Source organism: Bartonella sp. AP258QHHD, from assembly GCF_042196145.1.
Taxonomy (GTDB): domain Bacteria; phylum Pseudomonadota; class Alphaproteobacteria; order Rhizobiales; family Rhizobiaceae; genus Bartonella.
The window spans coordinates 69,821-89,584 of sequence record NZ_JBHIPR010000054.1 but is presented as its reverse complement, the minus strand read 5'-3'; the positions used below and the strand labels follow the sequence as shown (position 1 = coordinate 89,584).

The 19,764-nt window shown below is 35.1% G+C and carries 15 protein-coding genes and 1 pseudogene; 7 read left to right on the top strand and 9 right to left on the bottom strand.

Annotation, left to right across the window (positions count from 1 at the left end):
* Nucleotides 1–46 precede the first annotated feature (46 nt).
* The 3 genes from ispH to rnhA are packed head-to-tail and all read left to right on the top strand — an operon-like array spanning nt 47 to nt 2,534.
* Complete coding sequence (gene ispH / locus ACFIMM_RS06325) at nt 47–1,102, top strand: 4-hydroxy-3-methylbut-2-enyl diphosphate reductase (RefSeq protein WP_375682488.1); 1,056 nt, start codon at nt 47–49, stop codon at nt 1,100–1,102.
* Nucleotides 1,102–2,061: a homoserine kinase gene (locus ACFIMM_RS06320; protein ID WP_375613022.1), complete on the top strand. Its 960-nt coding sequence runs from the start codon at nt 1,102–1,104 to the stop codon at nt 2,059–2,061. The genes ispH and ACFIMM_RS06320 overlap by 1 nt, the downstream gene beginning before the upstream one ends.
* 5 nt (nt 2,062–2,066) lie before the next feature.
* Entirely contained in the window at nt 2,067–2,534 is a 468-nt protein-coding gene (gene rnhA / locus ACFIMM_RS06315) for a ribonuclease HI (RefSeq protein WP_375613021.1), read from the top strand.
* Between the two features lie 26 nt (nt 2,535–2,560).
* On the opposite strand, the gene ACFIMM_RS06310 is transcribed toward rnhA, so the two are convergent.
* Nucleotides 2,561–3,439, bottom strand: a complete 879-nt coding sequence (locus tag ACFIMM_RS06310; RefSeq protein WP_375628302.1) for a protein-disulfide reductase DsbD domain-containing protein — start codon at nt 3,437–3,439, stop codon at nt 2,561–2,563.
* 71 nt (nt 3,440–3,510) lie between these two features.
* Here ACFIMM_RS06310 and ACFIMM_RS06305 point away from each other — a divergent pair.
* Nucleotides 3,511–4,093, top strand: a pseudogene (locus tag ACFIMM_RS06305) (YqgE/AlgH family protein).
* Nucleotides 4,094–4,135: 42 nt separating this feature from the next.
* Here the strand turns inward: ACFIMM_RS06305 and ACFIMM_RS06300 are convergent.
* The 7 genes from ACFIMM_RS06300 to ACFIMM_RS06270 form a co-directional block, all read right to left on the bottom strand.
* Entirely contained in the window at nt 4,136–7,021 is a 2,886-nt protein-coding gene (locus ACFIMM_RS06300; protein ID WP_375606401.1) for an EAL domain-containing protein, read from the bottom strand.
* A gap of 398 nt (nt 7,022–7,419) precedes the next feature.
* Nucleotides 7,420–8,694 (bottom strand): M16 family metallopeptidase, encoded by a 1,275-nt coding sequence (locus ACFIMM_RS06295; protein WP_375681155.1) that lies wholly within the window; start codon nt 8,692–8,694, stop codon nt 7,420–7,422.
* Between the two features lie 83 nt (nt 8,695–8,777).
* The gene (thrC, locus tag ACFIMM_RS06290) at nt 8,778–10,175 is read right to left on the bottom strand and encodes a threonine synthase (protein WP_375631597.1); all 1,398 of its coding nucleotides are present in this window, start codon (nt 10,173–10,175) and stop codon (nt 8,778–8,780) included.
* Between the two features lie 637 nt (nt 10,176–10,812).
* Nucleotides 10,813–11,175 (bottom strand): hypothetical protein, encoded by a 363-nt coding sequence (locus tag ACFIMM_RS06285; protein WP_375613017.1) that lies wholly within the window; start codon nt 11,173–11,175, stop codon nt 10,813–10,815.
* Nucleotides 11,176–11,384: 209 nt separating this feature from the next.
* Nucleotides 11,385–11,747, bottom strand: a complete 363-nt coding sequence (locus ACFIMM_RS06280) for a hypothetical protein (protein ID WP_375628296.1) — start codon at nt 11,745–11,747, stop codon at nt 11,385–11,387.
* A gap of 189 nt (nt 11,748–11,936) precedes the next feature.
* Entirely contained in the window at nt 11,937–12,293 is a 357-nt protein-coding gene (locus ACFIMM_RS06275; protein WP_375668543.1) for a hypothetical protein, read from the bottom strand.
* A gap of 1,995 nt (nt 12,294–14,288) precedes the next feature.
* Nucleotides 14,289–14,984 carry an HAD family hydrolase gene (locus ACFIMM_RS06270; RefSeq protein ID WP_375613014.1) on the bottom strand — a complete coding sequence of 232 codons (696 nt, stop codon included), beginning with the start codon at nt 14,982–14,984 and terminating at the stop codon, nt 14,289–14,291.
* A gap of 369 nt (nt 14,985–15,353) precedes the next feature.
* Between ACFIMM_RS06270 and ACFIMM_RS06265 the strand changes: the two genes are divergently transcribed.
* A complete protein-coding gene (locus tag ACFIMM_RS06265) occupies nt 15,354–16,442 on the top strand; it encodes a site-specific DNA-methyltransferase (RefSeq protein WP_375613050.1) in 1,089 nt (362 codons plus the stop codon).
* Between the two features lie 755 nt (nt 16,443–17,197).
* Here ACFIMM_RS06265 and mutY read toward each other — a convergent pair.
* Complete coding sequence (gene mutY / locus ACFIMM_RS06260; protein WP_375620664.1) at nt 17,198–18,256, bottom strand: A/G-specific adenine glycosylase; 1,059 nt, start codon at nt 18,254–18,256, stop codon at nt 17,198–17,200.
* Nucleotides 18,257–18,459: 203 nt separating this feature from the next.
* On the opposite strand from mutY, the gene ACFIMM_RS06255 reads away from it, so the two are divergent.
* Nucleotides 18,460–18,960: a DUF721 domain-containing protein gene (locus tag ACFIMM_RS06255; protein ID WP_375628293.1), complete on the top strand. Its 501-nt coding sequence runs from the start codon at nt 18,460–18,462 to the stop codon at nt 18,958–18,960.
* Nucleotides 18,961–19,042: 82 nt separating this feature from the next.
* Nucleotides 19,043–19,699: a DsbA family protein gene (locus ACFIMM_RS06250; RefSeq protein WP_375611143.1), complete on the top strand. Its 657-nt coding sequence runs from the start codon at nt 19,043–19,045 to the stop codon at nt 19,697–19,699.
* Nucleotides 19,700–19,764 lie beyond the last annotated feature (65 nt).

Sequence of the window (19,764 nt, the reverse complement as noted above, 5' to 3'; positions counted from 1 at the left end):
GGTTGTTTGAATATATAGCTAAAACTATAGAGATTAAGGATGATTTATGTCTGGACTTCCCCCTTTAACGATACGTCTTTGTGGTCCACGTGGATTTTGTGCAGGGGTTGATCGTGCTATCCAGATTGTTCTGCTTGCATTAAAAAAATATGGTGTTCCAGTATATGTTCGTCATGAAATTGTACACAACCGCTACGTAGTTGAGGGATTACAGCAACGGGGTGCTGTTTTTGTCGAAGAACTTAATGAGATTCCAGAAGAACATCGCAATCAACCAGTTGTTTTTTCTGCTCATGGTGTACCAAAATCTGTTTCAGAAGAAGCACAATACTATAATTTGTTTTATCTCGACGCAACATGTCCGTTGGTCTCGAAAGTTCATAAACAAGCGATACGACATCAACGTCATGGTCGTCATGTTATATTGATTGGTCATGCTGGTCATCCTGAGGTGATAGGGACAATGGGACAGCTTGAAGAAGGGGTTGTGACGCTTATTGAAACGATAGAAGATGCTTTGCATTATCAACCCAATGATCCAGATAAATTAGGATTTGTTACACAAACAACGCTTTCTGTTGAAGATACTGCAGGAATTATCGATATATTACAACAACGTTTTCCTACATTAGCAGCACCAGCGGCTGAATCAATTTGCTATGCTACAACGAATCGACAAGATGCGGTTAAAGCAGCGGCAAAGGGGAGTGATTTGTTTTTGATTGTTGGAGCACCAAACTCTTCTAATTCACGACGTTTAGTAGAGGTTGCCGAAAAGTCTGGTGCGCGGCAAGCTATTTTAGTTCAGCGCGCTGATGAAATTAATTTTGAAAACCTAAAATCTCTTTCTATAGTCAGTCTTTCAGCAGGGGCTTCGGCTCCTGAAATTATTATTGATGAAATTATTTCAGCATTTCGTGAGCGTTATGATGTCACAATAGAATTAGCTGAAACAGTGGTAGAAACGGAAAAATTTTTAGTGAGTCGCGAATTACGCGACGTCATTTTAACGTCTCAAGATATGGCTTTCGTTAATGGTCAAGCAAATAATGCAAAAAATGAAAATCAGAATACAGACATGTCTACAACGAAAGCAGAATAATGGCCGTTTATACAGATATTCACCCAAATGATTTAAAAGTGTTTTTAACACGTTATGCAATAGGATCACTTTTGTCTTATCAAGGTATAGAAGAGGGGATTGAAAATTCTAATTTTATGTTAGAGACAACACAAGGGCGATTTATTTTAACACTTTATGAAAAGCGTATTTCAAAAGATGATTTACCTTTTTTTTGTCGCTTGATGCAGCATTTAGGACAGCGTGGAATTCCTTGTCCTCAACCTGTTATTCAAAATGATGGAATGATGATCTGTGAACTAGCAGGACGTCCTGCTGCTATTATTACTTTTCTGGAAGGAGAGTGGATCCGCCAGCCCAATATAGATCATTGTGGCGAAGTGGGGACGGGGTTAGCACAATTACATTTAGCAGGACAGGATTTTACACTCAGTCGTAAAAATACTCTTTCTGTTATGGATTGGAAGGTATTGTGGCAACGTTGTCAAACCAAAGAAGATGCATTGTTAAAAGAATTTGGACAAAAAATTGAGTTGGAATTGGCTTTTTTACAGGAAAATTGGCCATGTAATTTACCAATAGGCATTATTCATGCAGATTTATTTAATGATAACGTTTTTTTTGTGAATCATCGTCTTTCTGGGATGATAGATTTCTATTTTGCTTGTAATGACTTTTTTGCTTATGATTTAGCGATCTGTTTAAATGCTTGGTGCTTTGAGCCTGATCATTCCTATAATCTTACCAAAGCACGTAAGTTATTGGAAAATTATCAAAAAATAAGACCATTGATCCCTTTAGAATTGGACAAGATGGTCTTATTAGCTCGTGGTGCATCTCTACGTTTCTTACTCACACGTCTATATGATTGGTTTAATACACCGCCTAATAGCTTTGTTATTAAGAAAGATCCATGGGAGTATTGGCATAAGCTTTGTTTTTTCAGTAATGTAAATTCGCTAAGTGAATTAGGTTTTTAAATTTTATGGCAACTCAACAAAAAGTCGTTGAAATTTATACAGATGGTGCTTGCTCAGGGAATCCTGGAGTTGGAGGATGGGGAGCAATTTTACGCTGGAATGGTCATGAACGGGAGCTTTATGGCGGTAAGATCCATACGACAAACAATCAAATGGAACTCATGGCGGCAATTTGTGCATTAAAGGCGCTTAAAGAGCCCTGTTTGGTCGATCTTTATACAGACTCAGTTTATGTACGTAACGGTATATCTAAGTGGATTGAAGATTGGAAAAAGAATAATTGGCGCACTGCATCAAAAAATCCTGTTAAAAATATGGAGCTATGGCAAGCTCTTGAGGATGCTAGTTCTTGTCATACAGTTAGATGGCACTGGGTAAAAGGGCATGCGGGACATCCAGAAAATGAACGCGCAGATGCCCTTGCTCGCAAAGCAATTACTCAATATCGTGAAAATGGACGTTTTCCAGCATAATTGCTTTTTGAGAGCTTTTTCTTTTATCACGGAGACGCAAGAGGGGTTGGCTGCGTATGGAATATGAATGTTCCACTTAAGGCGTGATCTTTAAAAGCAACTGTATAAAAAATTTTTTGGTTTATTTCTTCTGGTGTGAAATAGAGTGGAGCACTGAAGAGTGTATATTCTGCGTTATCACTGACTTTTCTTGCTGCTCCAATTTGCATTTCTCCTCCATCTAAAAAGAGAGAGGAAGGAGTGGTTTTGTTGTTATTTTGTATTTTTATAAGAAGGGTACTATTATTTTTTTCAGCACTTATTTTTAGTGCATTCTGCGTCATGCGGGGCAAAGAATTTTGCGCCTTTTTTAAGAAGGAAGCAGGAAGCTGTTTATTTTTAAGAGCAGATGGCGAAAAATCAAAGTTAACAGTAAATGGAAGACAGATTTTGTGACATAATCCAAGAGTGAAAGCACCACTTAAATTTTTGCTTGAACCAGAAAGATTGAAGGGCAATATTACTTTATCTTTATAACCTAATGACCAATCATTTTCTGTTTCAAAAAGCTGTGGAGTAGGATAAAAGATTTCATAAGAAATCTGTTGGTTGAAATTAAAAAATGGTGCCATGCCAGAATTACCTGGATTACGCCAGTAAGTTTTCCATCCTGGTTTAAGCTCAATTTCAATAATGCCTTCTCTTATTCCAGAAAGAGAAGGTTCAGTGATCGCTAATCGGATACGACCACCATCTGATTCATACCAAGATGTTGCGAAAAGCTGGAGTTTTTGTTCTGTTTGAGCATTTACAGGAATGTTAAGTAATTCTAAAACTATGAATGTTAAGCTTAAAGTAACTAAAAGCTTTTTATAAAAGAAAGTTGCGATATTTTGTAAATTTGTAAATATATAACTTTTTTTCATTGGAGTTTTATTTTCCTAGTGTGCTAAATGAACAAATTTTTATCATGTCAATTATGGAGAATAACAGATTAATGAAGCGGTGTAATGGCTTTTTAGGTGGACAATTACTCATAGCAATGCCTGGGATGAATGACAAACGCTTTATTCGTTCTGTTATTTATATTTGTGCGCATTCTGATGCCGGTGCGATGGGCATCATTCTCAATCAATTGCATCACATTGATTTTCCAGAGCTTTTGCTTCACTTAGGAATCATAGACAGTGGCCAAAAAAAGTCTTTCTGAACCAATAAAACAGTTTCCAGTTCGCTATGGTGGTCCTGTTGATCCTTCGCGTGGTTTTGTCCTTCATTCAGATGATTATGCTTGTGAAGAAACTGTTTTTATTGCGGATAAGATCTGTTTTACTGCGACAATTGATATATTAAAAGCGATCAGTTGCGAACAAGGTCCGCAACATGCACTGGTCGCATTAGGCTATGCTGGATGGAAAGCGGGGCAACTTGAGGCAGAAATTTCTACAAATGGTTGGCTAATCAGTTCTACATCACCTAGTTTTCTTTTTGAAAGCGATTTAAGCTGCAAGTATGATAAAAGTTTAACACGCATGGGTATCGATCCAACTTATCTTGCTTCTGAAATGGGACACGCGTAGAGTTTTTTCTAAGCTTTTTAACTTTACACGTTATTTTATCCCTTATGTTTTTATTTTATAAGGGAAATGGCTCTGAACGAGCGTAATTAATTCTTCTATGGCAATCGGTTTCGTCACAAGTGTACTTTGAACATATTTACAGCCTTCTTGACGGAGGAAGATTGCTTCTTTTTCATTTTCAACACCTTCTGCGATAATTTGCAAATTAAGATCTGTTGCCATATTAATGATAGACTTTAGAACAATTTTCTTCTTAAGAGAGTCGATTGAGATAAGTGAACGATCAAGTTTAACCATATCAAATGGATAACGTACGAGATAGGTCAGAGACGAATAACCTGTTCCAAAATTATCGAGTGCGAGATTCATTCCAAGTGTTTTAATTTGTTCAAGAAAGTGCGCTGATTGTTCAGGATTATTTCTTAAGACAAATTCAGATATTTCAATCATCAGACGCCCTTTGTGGAGCGGATGGCGAAGCAAAGCGGCACGCAATTGACTGATAAAACGAGGATGAATCATTTCTGCGCTTGGTAAATTAATTGAAATAAAGAAAGATTGTTGGGAAAACTTTTCTTGTACATTTATAAGATCAATAATGGCATTATCGATGATAAATTGTGACAAATCCATAACAATTTGTTCATTTTCTACGATTTTTATGAAATCAGAGACATTTAAATTTCCATAAGTGGGATGATGCCATTCTACAATTGTTTCAAAACCAATAATATGTCCGTCTGATAAATTAAGAATAGGATGGTAGAGGATTTTCATCTCATTACGTTTTATGGCATAATGGACATCTTTCTCCAGAGTATTATGTTCGAGACCCAAAGTGCGAAAATTAGGACGAAAAGGTTCAATATGGTTCCCACCCATTTGTTTTGCGCGAATCATCGCTAACTCACTATCATTAAAAATATCTTTAGCCGTCGACCGGCTTTCACTCCATGTAACCAATCCGATAGAGGTTGAAAGGATTATTTTATTTTCTGAAAGTGAAATAGGTGCTGAAATTGTTTTGTGCAAATGATCTGCAAATGCTGCAATTTTTTGTGGTTCGGTTTCACTGAGTAAAATAATTGCAAAGCGGTCTGCTGAAAGACGCGATAAGGTGTCTTGAAAGTTAATGAGACGATTTAAACGACGTGCGATTATAAGCAGTACAGTATCCCCAACTGCTATGCCTAATTTGCGATTAATTTGGCGAAAATTGTCAAAATCAATCATAAAGACAGTTGGTCTAATTTTGATATTTGCTTTCGCTAAAGAGGTATAATTTTGTAGTCTATCAAAGAAAATTTGTTGGTTAGGAAGTCCAGTTAAGCTGTCGTGGATTGCATCATGCAATAAGCGTTCTTCGGATTTTTTATGGTTAGTAATATTGACAATAGTTCCAATGACACGTGTGATTTTTCCATCTTTTTGCATAGCCGGACGTGCACGAAGAGAAAACCAATGATAATAACCACCACCGGAAGAAAGCCGAAAAATTTGATCAATGCGCCCTTTTTTATTTTTAAGAATGATATCCAATACGGCTTGAAAGCGTTCACGATCATCATGGTGCAAGGCTGAAATCCAGTTGCGCATAGGTCCATTGAGGTTATGAATTTCAGTACCAAAAAGGGTTGCCATGTTTGGATGTACAACAATACGATCACGCTCAATATTCCAATCCCAAATAATATTTCCAGCTCCCTTTGCTGCGAGTACTTGTTGTTCAAGGTCGGAAAATATTCCTTCATGGAAAGCGTCATTAGAAAAAGTTTGTTGCAGGACAGTAAAGCTTATGAGAAGAACAATGAGCACTAATCCTCCCGCTAATGCTGGCTGGATAATATCATTGTTTAAATGTCCAGCTATGCAGGCATAGGCTCCAACGCACCAAAAGCTAATGAGCAACCATGTTGGAATAAGCATAATGGCGCGGTCATAGCTTCTGATTGAGAAATAGATGATTAATATTATACCAAGCACAGCGGTAAGGCCAAAAGACAAACGCGCAATTCCAGCTGCTCTGATGGGATCATAAATAGCAAAGGCTCCTAGACTGCAAAACGCAATGGTCCAAGCGATAGCACCGTAACTAAAATGATAATGCCAGCGGTTAAGGCTGAGATAGGTAAAAAGAAAAATGAAGAGTGTAGCAGTAAGTGCTACTTCTGTACCAGCACGCCAGATTGGTTGGGTTGTGAGTGTAACTGCAAAGAATTTATTTAAAAAGTTGAAGTCAATACCAATATAAAAAAGCACTGCCCAAGCAACTGCCGCTGTTGCAGGAAACAGCCCTGTTCCACGGACGACGAAGAGAACAGTTAACAAAAGCGCTAAGAGACCTGATATCCCAAGAAGAATACCATGATAAAGCGTATAAGAATTAATTGCATCTTTATAAGCTTCAGGTTGCCATAAATAGATTTGCGGTAGATTTGCAGAGTTAAGTTCGGCCACAAATGTAATAACAGCACCAGGGTTAAGGGTAATACGAAAGATATCAGAGTTTGCACTAAGTTGACGATCGAGGGAAAAACCTTCGCTTGGCGTTATGGATTGAATCCTTGATGATCCAAGGTCTGGCCAAAAAAATCCAGAACGTGCCATGCGGTAATGGGGGGCAACGATGAGACGATCAACTTGTTCATCTGTTGGATTTGCAAGAGAAAAAACTGCCCAATTTCCGGAAAATTTTTCATTTTTTGCCTGCACTTCAATACGCCATACAATACCATCTGGTCCTGGTGCTGTACTTGTTTGAAAAATAGAGTTGTTTGTATGGTGAATTTCAATTGCTTTTGAGAGATCAAGAGCAGCATCTTGAGAAGAAATTTTAACTGGTTCAATTGCTTGTGCTGATGTAAGATGGACAAAAGAACTAACGACTACAATGAAAATGATGTCAATTATTTTACGCAAACTCTTCACAATGTCCCACTCTCAATATTTTAGGATGTTTAATTTTCATTTCGACTTTTGAGAAAAAACGTCCACCTTTTATAATTTATTTACATAATAAATTGTTATCACTTTTTCTTAAGTTATGTGATTTTATATACAAATAGACCACACACCCATTTGCTTCAATGGAACCTGAAGCGAATGAAGTTTTATATTTTAAAAGGGCAAAGTTAAACCATGAATTTCCAGATTTCACGGATATACCTTCACTTATTAGAATCTTTATCACATGAAGTATGAATTGGGTAGTTTTGTACGCCTATTTGCCCAATATTTCCAAAACTTATTTAATGAGGAGAGCTTTTGTGGTAAATTTTATGATAAAATATGTGATGTTATTGTGATGCTGCTTTGAAAAGAAGTTTTTACTTTAGCTTGTATGAAAGAGTTGACGTTAAATCATCAAAATTTATGAGGGGTCCTACAGGTCCGACAGCAGTTAGTGTTGGAGTGGAGTTTGTAAAAAGACGATGTGCTAAATCAGTTAATCTTTTAGGAGTGATGAGATTGAGGCGTTCAATTGTTTCCGATATTGGAATTGGTCGACCATAAAGGAGTATTTGGCGAGCAATGAGATGTGCTTGACTAGAGGGATTTTCCTGTGACATTGTCAGATTTGCACGATATTGCGTTTGTGCTCGTTGCAGTTCGTTGGCGTGAATATTTTTGCTGACCTTGGAAAGTTCATCAAGAATCACAGGAATAAGTTCTTTGAGCCCTTCTTGTCCGGTAGCTGCGTGAACACCAAAAAGCCCAGTATCTGAAAATCCCCAATGAAAAGCATAAATAGAATAGCATAATCCACGTTTCTCTCTTACCTCTTGAAAAAGACGTGAAGACATACCACCACCAAGAATGATAGAAAGAATTTGGGCTGCATAAAAATCACGCGCGTGATAAGCACGTCCTTCAAACCCTAGAACAACTTGTGTATCCATTAAATCGCGATATTCACGAAAGTCGCCACCGACATAATTTGCAAGATTAGTAAAAGGTGCGGTTGAATGGGAGCGAAAAGTACCAAGACGACTTTCAACTTCTCGCAAGAAACTTTCGTGCTTTACAGCTCCTGCAGCAACGACAATCATACGATCTGCACTATATTGTTTATTGATGAAATCATGGAGATCAGTAGATGTAAATGATTGAATAGTTTTAGCTGTTCCTAAAATAGAGCGTCCAAGGGATTGATGACGAAAGGCTGTTTCTGTAAAGTGATCAAAAACAATATCATCAGGAGTGTCATGGGCAGCACCAATTTCCTGAAAGATTACTTGTTTTTCTCGTTCTAGTTCATCGTCGTCAAATTTTGAATGCATTAAAATATCGGCTAAAATATCTATAGCAAGTGGGATATCGCTTTTAAGAACACGTGCAAAGTAAGCTGTTGTTTCAATACTGGTTGTAGCATTGATTTCACCGCCAACATCTTCAATATCGGTTGCAATTTGAAAAGCAGTACGGTTTTCGGTTCCTTTAAAAGCCATATGCTCAAGAAGATGAGCAATACCATGCTGTGTGGAGGTTTCATTGCGTGAGCCCACTTTAACCCATATTCCGAGGGCAACACTATCAATTTGTTGCATTGTATGTGTGGCGATAGTCAAACCATTACTAAGGCGACATATATCTACATCCATGTATTTAGAACTCCATTAAATAAGCTAAATACCTCATTGTAAGGGTATCAGAATATTCTTGATTTAAATTAATGCAGCTAACTTTAATAAGATGCACGCGATTTTAAAGAAATATAATCTTTTACTATTTTTTCATCATTAGCAAGATTTATAAAATGTTCTTCGTGTTTCATTACATCATTGAGATGAGATGGCCATGGAGCATGAAGGCCACAAGCACTTTTAATAGTATCAGGAAATTTAGCTGGATGAGCCGTGGCAAGAACGATCATTGGAATATGCGGTTTTTTGTTTTCACGCGCTACTTGAAGAGCGACCGCTGTATGTGGATCAACAAGATAGCCACTTTCCTTATAGACACTATCAATTGTTTGAGCTGTTGCAGCCATGTTGCTTTTTCCAGCGGAAAATAGGGAACGAATATTTTTGAGTTGCTTTTCATCAAGAGTAAAGAGACCCGTTTTTTTCAAGTTTTCCATTGCATTGCGAATCCACATTGGATCACGATTGCCACTTTCAAAGAGCAAACGTTCAAAATTAGAAGAGACCTGAATATCCATAGAAGGTGATGTTGTATGGACTATTGGTTGTGTTTTGTAAGTACCACTGGTCAATGTACGTACAAGGATGTCGTTATCATTCGTTGCGATGACCAGTTGAGCAATGGGTAATCCCATACGGGCTGCGACATAACCTGCAAAAATATCACCAAAATTTCCAGTAGGAACAGTAAATGAAACAGCTCTATCAGGTGCTCCTAAAGAAAGTGCAGATGAAAAATAGTAAACAATTTGCGCCATGATACGCGCCCAATTTATAGAATTAACACCTGAAAGTGCTCTTTTTTTACGAAAATTGTGGTCATTAAACATTGCTTTGACAAGAGCTTGGCAATCATCAAAATTTCCTTCAATGGCAATGGCATGAACATTGGAACAATGATTGGTTGTCATTTGCCGTTGTTGAACAGGCGATACACGTCCTTTAGGAAATAAAATAAAAATATCTGAGTGTTCTTTTCCAGCAAAAGCCTGTATTGCAGCTCCTCCTGTATCACCTGATGTTGCAGCAATAATCGTTGCACATCTATTTTTTTCAGTCAAAACATAATCCATCAGTCGAGAAAGAAACTGCATTGCTACATCTTTAAAAGCTAAAGTAGGACCATGAAAGAGTTCAAGGATAAATTCATCTGCTCCAGTTTGTCGTAACGGACAGATTGCTGGATGGTGAAAGGTTGCATAAGATTCAGCGATCATATTTTCAAAAGCTGTATATTCGATTTCGTTATTCACAAAGGGCCACAGAATAGTTTTAGCAATTGTTGTATAGGACTGACCACGAAGTGCTCGTAACGCATCAAATGATAGCTGAGGAAATTTATCTGGCAAATAAAGTCCCCCATCACTTGCCAACCCTGTCATGATTGTTTCCGTAAAGCTTAAAGCAGGAGCTTCACCTCTCGTGCTGATATATTCCATAAGTCTTATCCTTTTTTTATTTCTGGCAAATTGATGAAGTTATTTATTTCACGTTTTTCATAATATTTAAATTATTAAATGGATAGAGCTTCTTTTCTTCTTTTTAATTCAATAATGAAAGGAAATAGCCTTAAGCATTTTTATTTTTGAGATATAAACGCCAAATGTTCACAGAAAATCTGTTACAGTCAAAATTTTTTTCTCTATTATTCATTCACTTAAATTTTACAACGTATCTTCACTTGTACACCTTCTTAAATAATAAAATTAAATAGATAGAATGGTATTTATTGAAGAACTTTTGTATAAAACTCAATCATTCATAGTTATTTTATGCTCTTAATACTTTGTAACAATTAAATCTGCTAAACTGAATGTTAAAATGATACATCTCAGAACTCACATTGGAAGATTTATAAGGTAATTTTATGGCATTTCGTGCGCAAATCTATACTTTGAATAATCTTTTTTAGCTTAATTTATCACTTTGTGTAATAATAGATATTATATTTGTGCTATACAGTATGGTAACCTAAAGTTTATCCATAGAAAACATACAACAGCCTGCTAAATGATGGGAAGCAGGCTGTAAAGTATTTTCATTTTAAATAGAAAAAAATAACTAAGTATCTTTGAATTATTTGCCTTTAATTTTTCCTATTGCCCATCCGATTATCCCGCTAAATATGGCCATAACAGATCCAGTCAAGAATCCAAAACCCAAAGCTCCTACTGTAGAAAAAACTCCTAGCGTAATTGGTTCAAACACTTTCTCAAATTTTCCTTCAAAGGCAGATTCACTTTTTGCTTTATGAGTGAAACTTGGGACATAAAGAGCAGCTATATCGATAGCTTTTTTCTTTCCTTGTTCTATTAAAGAGACAGTTTCCCATTGAGTATCATTTTTCAAATGATTGGCATGAACATTTATAACTTGTGAAAGCAGAAAAGCAACTGCTATAAAAATATTTAATACGTAAGTTTTCAATACTTTAATCATAGTTTACCACCAATACTTTTATTTTAATCTGAATTGAATAGATGCATCGGCAGAATTAGTGCACATTGAGAGAAACAGAAGCATTTAAAGCTTTTTTCACTCTTAGTGTGATAATTCATTAGTTTTTGTCATCAACAATGGATAAACACGGAATATGTTCATAGTTTATATTTCATATGAGAAGGTCTTATTCTGATGAAATTTCAATTTTAACGAGATTTAAAATACAATATTATTTTACTTATTATCCATCCTAAAAACATGCCTATCGTACTTGATGCATATCCAAGTGCCATCCCCATACCAAAAGCCCCGAGTGTAAGAGGTTCAACAACCTTTTCAAATTTTCCTTCAATAGTAGCTTCATTACCCACTCCACGATTTAGACTAGGTCTATAGAGAGAAACGGTATGGACTGCATCCTTTCTTTTCTGTTCTATTGCAGAAACAAAAATATTCTCACGATGAGTACTATTTTGTAAAGAGTTTGCATGCACATTTACAACCTGAGAAAGAGAAAAGGCAGAAATAATGAAAATACTTAATATATGATTTTTAAATAATTTAATCATAATTTACCTCAAATATTTATACTATTCAATATATATGCGTAAATTTATACTTAATTTATACTTTGGATATTTGGATGTAATCTACAACATTTATATTTTGTAGCATAATGAGCTTCATTATGTAATTATTTACAATGAATTATAGCCACATAATAAAGCTATTATTATAGAGTTCTAGACGAGGTTGAATTATTTGAACATCAATACTATGTCCTTTATCCAACTTATTATCGATCCTATAAAGCTCATTACATGTCCAGTAAACAATAGCCCCATTCCTATAGTCATAGGCTCAACGACCTTTTCAAATTTTCCTTCACCTATTGTTCCATGTTCTGTTTGATAATTTACAGACGGAGCATAGAAAGCAGTCGTAGAAACTACATCGGATTTCGCATATTTTACTTGTTCCATTGGGAAAACAGAAAATTCCTCTTTTGGAGTATCGTTTTTCAAATAGTTTGCATTAACATTTACAGTTTGTGAAATAAAAAAAGTGCTCACTATAAAAATGCTTAAAATATAATTTTTAAATATTTTTACCATAACTTTACCTCAAATATTTTTAAGTTATATATGTAAGAAATATACATAATGTTTATGTATATCACACTATATACAAGCCATATAGTTCAATATGTATTTTTAGTCAATAATAAAAATACATATAAAAATATAACTATAATTTTTTATAAACGTTATTGTAAAAAAGTAACAGTCATAATTACAAATTATATTTTTTAAAAACTTTATACAATATTTTATTATGTGTTATATATAAAATAACATATGGTTATCGTATAATTTTTATAAAATGACATTAATATATTTTTTAAATACATTTATAGATAATAAAATTGATCAAAATTTTTACATATTAAATATATAAAAAATTATTTATTATCGATAGTATAATAGAAAAAATGAAAATTATGATGTGGTTATAAAAATATTATTAACAATTAAAATATGAATGGACACGCTAAAATTTTATTATTTATAGTATTTATTATAGATAGTCATTATTGTAGAATGTGTGTTCTATAGATATTATTAAATTATTATTCAATGGTTATTTAATTGCATCGTGATATCAGAATAATAATTCTTACTTTACTATTAAATATATACATTTATCTTATAGATAATAATATGTTATAGATACTAAAAAATGTACAATTTTCTCATAGTGTAAAGTAGAGCTCGAATTGGATAGAGATAAATGATATTATCTTTTTATCGCCAATGTGAACAGCATATTACTATGATGCAAGGCAGTGTATAGAAGAATATAATTTAGACATATTTATGAGTGCCGAAAGATCAGCATTAGATAATATTTTCAACACTTTCTTCTTTCCAAACTGAAAAGCCGCTTTTATTTTTAGAAAGTGGATTACTTTTGAAAAGATCTGATTTCATTGCTTATTTAAAAAGGCTATTAAGTGCTTTCGGAAAATTTTAAGCAACTATTGGTATCGCTGTCGCTTGTTTAACATGATTATATGTTTCATATTTATGTGCTTTTTTAAAGAAACCGTTCTCAAGGTACTCAAGCCTATTTTGCAATGATAGATATGATGATAAAGCCCCCATAATATAAAATTCTTAGGGCATCAGAATTTTTGACGTTTATAAAGAAGAAAGATGGCATTGCCATACACTTTTCTCGCTCCTAATGTTGCTACAATTTTTGCCTTTTGAGATGATTCATTAAAAGGCATTTTTATTTCTTTATTTATTTAATTCAGCATATCTAGGTTTGAAATGAGAGAATCTTACAATATTCGGTTTTTTTGCTTAATTTGAATCATGATAAATTATGATTATAAATCAATATATTGTCTGTAAATTACTTGGTATGAAATATTTTTTATAAAATGCACATCTTCATAAGAGTGTATTCTTTTTGTTTTTTGTAATCTTAGGGAGGTTGTACCAATTGATGCTGTTAAAATACTATTTAAGCAGCAAAGTAAATAAGCCTTCAACAAGTTTATGAGATTTGGATTGAGTAAATATAAGCCTTTGTAACTCAACAAGGACGCATTTGTCATTTTCAATAAAGTCTTGTGTTCCATAGATTCCGCGAATTTTAATATTTTTTCCATGATTAATAGGCACATCCCTTACAATTTTACCATAGTATGTGATTTTTTTGATCAGATGAAAGAGGCTAGCAATTCTCACATCTTATCGAGCAAGGCATCGTAATATTCCTTTTTTGACAAATATAATAATTTATCAGGATGAGCTGCTGAGGTTGGGAGTGGGATATCGGAGTTGAGATAGATAAGCAGGGTTTAATTTTCATGAGTTGGCACCCCTGTTTTTGGCTTTTTTTAAAGCACGTGCAATGGTTAACAGACTTATGATTTCAATGAGGCGCTATATTTTTCCTTCACATTGAGATGCAATTCACCCGTGTCGTGAATTACGCATTTATTGAAGTTATTATAAAAGGAGCAGCGAGAAGAGCAGGACATTTGAATAAAAATGCTTCTTACAAGAGTTTACAAATTGATATATTCAAGAGATTTTTTATAATAGATCTCGCCATACTGCCATTGCTTCTAAGACTTCTCCTAAATGAGCATGTTTTGCAATAACTGTTTCTGCACCAGCTTCTGCAAGTGCATTAGAGTGGCCAAGATAGCTATGTGATCCTCCCGTAAAGCCGATGACACGCATGCCTGCTGCTATGGCTGCGTGTACACCATGAAGTGAATCTTCTATAACGATAGTGTTTTGGGGCTCTGCCTGTAATTGTTGTGCGGCAAAAAGGAAAACATCAGGGGCCGGTTTCGTTCTTTTTGTTCCAACTTCAGGTGCTGAAAATATTTTACCTTCAAAAAGGTCATAGAGATCAACCGTGATGAGCATCTCTTTTATATCTACGCTTTTTGCATTAGAGCAGATACAGTAGGGATAGCGTGTTTGGATAATTTCTACAGCTTCTCTTACATCATCAATAGCCCGTAATTTAGTTTTTATTTGTGTACGAAAAATATTAGTCATTTGATCTATGAGATGAGCAGAAATAGGTTTTTCTGTTTCCTGTTCAACGTGTTTAAGAATATCGCGAAAGATAAGCCCTGCAAAACGCTCACTCAATTCTTCGGGTGATATTTCATATCCTGTTTGTTTGAGCAATTGAGATCCAATTTTTGCTGCAAGATATTCAGAGTCGACGAGAACTCCGTCACAATCAAAAATAATAAGATCTATCTGAGGCATAAGATATTCCTTTACATGTTACGAGATGGACAACTTTCATGAAAACGATATTGAGAAGATCTTATTTCATAAAAATACGCTTTGAAAATGATTCTTAATTCTTTTACGAAATAAAAGATATGGGAACAGTACATTGAAAAAAAAATTAAGGTTTCATTCATATGAAAGTTTTTTTTTACTAAAAAAACAAAAACAATCATCAATTTTGTAGAACTTTAACGATACGTTTACGCTATTTTGTAAATATAGATGGGTAATGCGGGCCTATAAACTATTTTGGTTGATTATAGGGCAAATTCAGTTAATTTTGTTGGGTTTTTCATGACAGTTATTCAGCTTCAAAAAGATTTCCTTCGTACTCCCTCACAAATGCCATGGCGCAATAAAATTTTTAAAGGAGATTGTGTTTCCGTTTTAGAAAAACTTCCAAAACATTCTGTTGATATGATTTTTGCGGATCCACCCTATAATTTGCAATTGGATGGAGCTTTATACCGTCCAGATCATTCGCTTGTTGATGCGGTTGATGATGCATGGGATCAGTTTGAGAGTTTTGCTGCTTATGATGCTTTTACTCGTGCATGGTTGCTTGCTTGTCGTCGTGTATTAAAACCCAACGGAACACTTTGGGTTATCGGATCTTACCATAATATTTTTCGGGTTGGGACGGCATTACAAGATTTAGGTTTTTGGATGCTTAATGATATTATTTGGCGCAAGAATAATCCGATGCCTAATTTTCGAGGGCGCCGTTTTCAAAATGCTCATGAGACGCTTATTTGGGCCGTGCGAGATCAAAAAGATAAAAAGTACACATTTAATTATGATGCCTTAAAAGCGGCAAATGAAGATCTACAAATGCGTTCAGATTGGCTTTTCCCTCTCTGCACTGGAGCTGAACGTTTAAAGGATGATTCGGGGCGTAAATTACATCCAACACAAAAACCGCAAGCGTTATTAGCGCGTATTATTATGGCTTCTAGTAAACCTGGTGATGTTATTCTCGATCCGTTTTTTGGTTCGGGAACAACAGGTGCTGTTGCCAAGCTTTTAGGGCGTGATTTTGTTGGGATTGAACGCGAGCAAGATTACATCGATGCAGCATGTGAGAGAATTGCGGCGGTTCAACCTTTAGCGCAACCAGAACTAGCGATTTTGGATAGAAAAAAAGCAGAACCGCGCGTAGCATTCAACAGTTTGCTTGAAGCAGGTTTACTCTATCCTGGAGAAGTTCTGTATGATCGTAAGAAGCAAGTATCTGCTATTGTAAGAGCTGATGGTACGATTATGCATGGTGGTGAAGCGGGCTCAATTCACGCAATGGGAAGAAAGGCTCAAGATTCGCAGAGTTGTAATGGTTGGACCTTTTGGTATTATGAGGAAAATGGACGGTTGAAGTCCATAGATCATTTAAGAATGATCATACGTTCACAAATGTTAAAAACGGGTGTTTTATGAACTAAGCTGATCGCTTCATTCTATTGACCACCAATATACCTGATCTTGATTGAGATGGACGTGAGGGTGTTTTAGCCTTTCTTAGATGTTTTTTATTGACACACTAAATCTCGCTTGTAAGCGACAAGCGAGTATTTTATGCTTCTTTTAGAAGAAATTAAAATGAGAAATTTTCAATCTATGTTCTCATTTTAGTTCCAAAACAGTAAAATTTCAATATAAGCTTATAAAAATGAAATATCAGAATTAAAAGGTTCATTCAGAAGTTCAAAATTAAGTGCTTTTTTGAATACGTACATCTGTAAAGTGCATATAATATATTGATTATAAAGATAATTTAGCGCAACTCATATCGAATTGCCCTCGGAATATCGTCAAGTTTTCTTATTTCAAATTTGTTCCATATTGAATCGATGAAAATTACTTTCTTGCATGTCATAAACGGGGTTGGCGTGTGAATAAAAATTGTTAACGAAAGAACTAAAAGTACCTCTTATAATCCGTTTCACGTACCAAGGGATGTTGAGGGAGCTGGTAAATATAACGATGGTGCTAACTTGCTCCGTCATAAGCGAAAAAAGGATAGATCCTGAAATTTAAATCTAAAGCTTCTAAGCGTTTCTATCGCTCCTTAATTTTTGTCTGTAGCAAAAATTGGTTATTTCATTTTTTAAAATTTTTCTTTTACAGATTAATAAATGATCGCTAGAGATACAAAAGTCTCCATTAGAAAACATTTTTATGAATAGGGAAGGTTATTTAAATCTAAAAGAATTGGGAAGTGCTACGGAAATGGCTTTTTTCATAACAGTAGGTAATGCTTCTTCGGCAAGATGTTGAATGTTACACCACCAACCATTTTCACAATTCATTTCATGAACATCTTCGGTATAGTAAACATCAAGTTTTAGAGAAAAGTGAGTAAAAACATGCGTAATTTGTCCTTTGAATTGCCAATTGGCAGTAAAGGGTGCGTTTTGTAGCCCATTTTCGTTGTTTATGCCAATATTGTTAGGAATTTGGGTCATTCCACCAAGGAGCTTTTGCGTCTGTCGTTTTTCCAAATAAATTTGTTTCTTTTTATTAAGGACCACAAAAGCAATACCTGTTTTTGAAGGGCGTTCTTTTTTAGGGGCTTTAACTGGAAAAGACTCCGGTTGTTGCATCTTTTCTGCTTTGCATAAACATTGAAGAGGGCAGGTATAACAAGATGGTTTGCGTGGAGTACAAATTGTTGCTCCCAAATCCATCATTGCTTGAGCAAAGTCACCAGGACGATTTAAAGCAGTAATTTTTTGTGTTTTTTCTTTAATTTCAACTTTTGCTTTTTGCAATATTGAAGTGATAGCAAAAAGTCGCGCTACCACACGTTCGACATTACCATCAACCACTGCTACAGGGTGGTTAAAAGCAATCGCAGCAATGGCTGCGGCAGTATAATCTCCAATACCGGCTAGAGTTCGCAATTCTTTTACAGATTGTGGAAATTGTCCCGCGTAGTTTTCAACAAGCTGTCGCGCACATTTTTTAAGATTACGTGCGCGTGAATAATAACCAAGTCCAGCCCATGCTTTCATGATATCATCTTGGGAGGCTTTTGCTAAAGAGGAAAGATCAGGCCATAGTTTTAGAAACTTTTTAAAATAAGGCTTAACTGTTTCAACGGTTGTTTGTTGAAGCATGATTTCAGAAAGCCAAACTTGATAAGGATCAGGACGGATACCTTGTTTTTGCTTTTCGGGGGTAATCCGCCATGGAAGATGTCTGTGATTTTGATCGTACCAAGCAAGGAGGTGCGAAGAAATTTCATACATGATTGCTTTCAAGCATAGGGAGATATAAAATGCAAAAGAAAAAATTATTTATTTTGTAATTCATGTTTTTTGCTCTTTTATTGTCAAGGCTCTGGTGAGAAAAGGCTTTTTATTTTGTTGATATTTCATAAATTGAGGAGGCAACAATTTTTAGATGAAACAAATGATTTTAATTTAGTAAGCGGTTGAACAATGATCTAAAAATGAGAAAACAACTTAAAAAACGTATCTTTAATTCTCTTTCTGAGGCGGTATACAAAATACTTGATCCAGTTTTACGCAAACGGACAGGGCTTAATGTAGCGCTTATAGAACATTGGCCACAGATTGCGGGCTATGATATCAGTGAACATACAATGCCGCTTAAAATTATTTGGAAACGTCGTGCAGATCAAGATGAAGTTTTTCAGCCAGCAACACTTGTTGTCGCATGTGAAGGATTTGCTGCGTTAAAATTGATGCATGAAACAGAGGAATTACTTCATAGAATTAACGGATTTTTTGGCTATATTGCTATTGATCGCATCAAGATTGAGCAAAGGAGTATGTCGGTTTTTATGAATCACTTGCCTCTAAAACCGCCTTTGAGTGAACAAGACAAAAAATGCGTGGAAAAAATGCTTGAAGGAATTGAAGATAAAAGTTTGCACCAAGCACTTTATCAACTTGGCTGTTGCATTTTTTTGGAAAAAAATAATAAATAGAAAGATATTTTATATATTTTTCTTTAATATATGAGAAAGCATTGGATTCCTATTCGTTAATAACAACAGAAAAGTATTATTTATGGTAAAATATCGTTCTTTTTTATCTTTCGGGATAATTTTTCTCTTCATAACGATTGTACAAAACAGTGTAACAGTTGCTTTAGCGCGTGATCCCAAATCAGTGGCAACTGTTGATATGGCAGAGCTTCTCCAATCGGGTAAAGTAAAGGATCGCTTTGAGGGAGAGGCGGATGCACCAGTCGTCATTGTTGAGTATGCTTCGTTGACATGTACCCATTGTGCGCATTTTTATAATGATATACTTCCCCAAATTCGTAAAAAATATATCAAAACAGGAAAAGTAAAACTTATTTTCCGAGAATATGCTTTTGATCCTCGGGCAACAGCAGGTTTTATGTTGGCACGGTGTGCACCGGAAGATCGCTATTTTCCTTTGATAGAAGTTTTATTTCAAAAACAAAATGAATGGGCTTTCGGAAAAAATGCTCTAACACCATTGAAGAAAATTGGCTTAATGGCTGGTTTTACAGATGAAAGTTTTACTGCGTGTTTGAAAAATCAGTCCATTTTAGATGAAGTAAATGCATCTTTTGAACGCGGTAAAGAGCTTGGTGTCACAGCAACACCTACTTTCTTTATTAATGGTAGTAAATATGAAGGTGCCATGAAAGTAGAAGAATTTTTTTCGGTGATTGATAGTTTTCTAAAAAACTGAATCTTAATCTTCCAGAAGATGGATAGTGATACTTTTGGTCATTATCTCTTTTGGAAGGATTAATA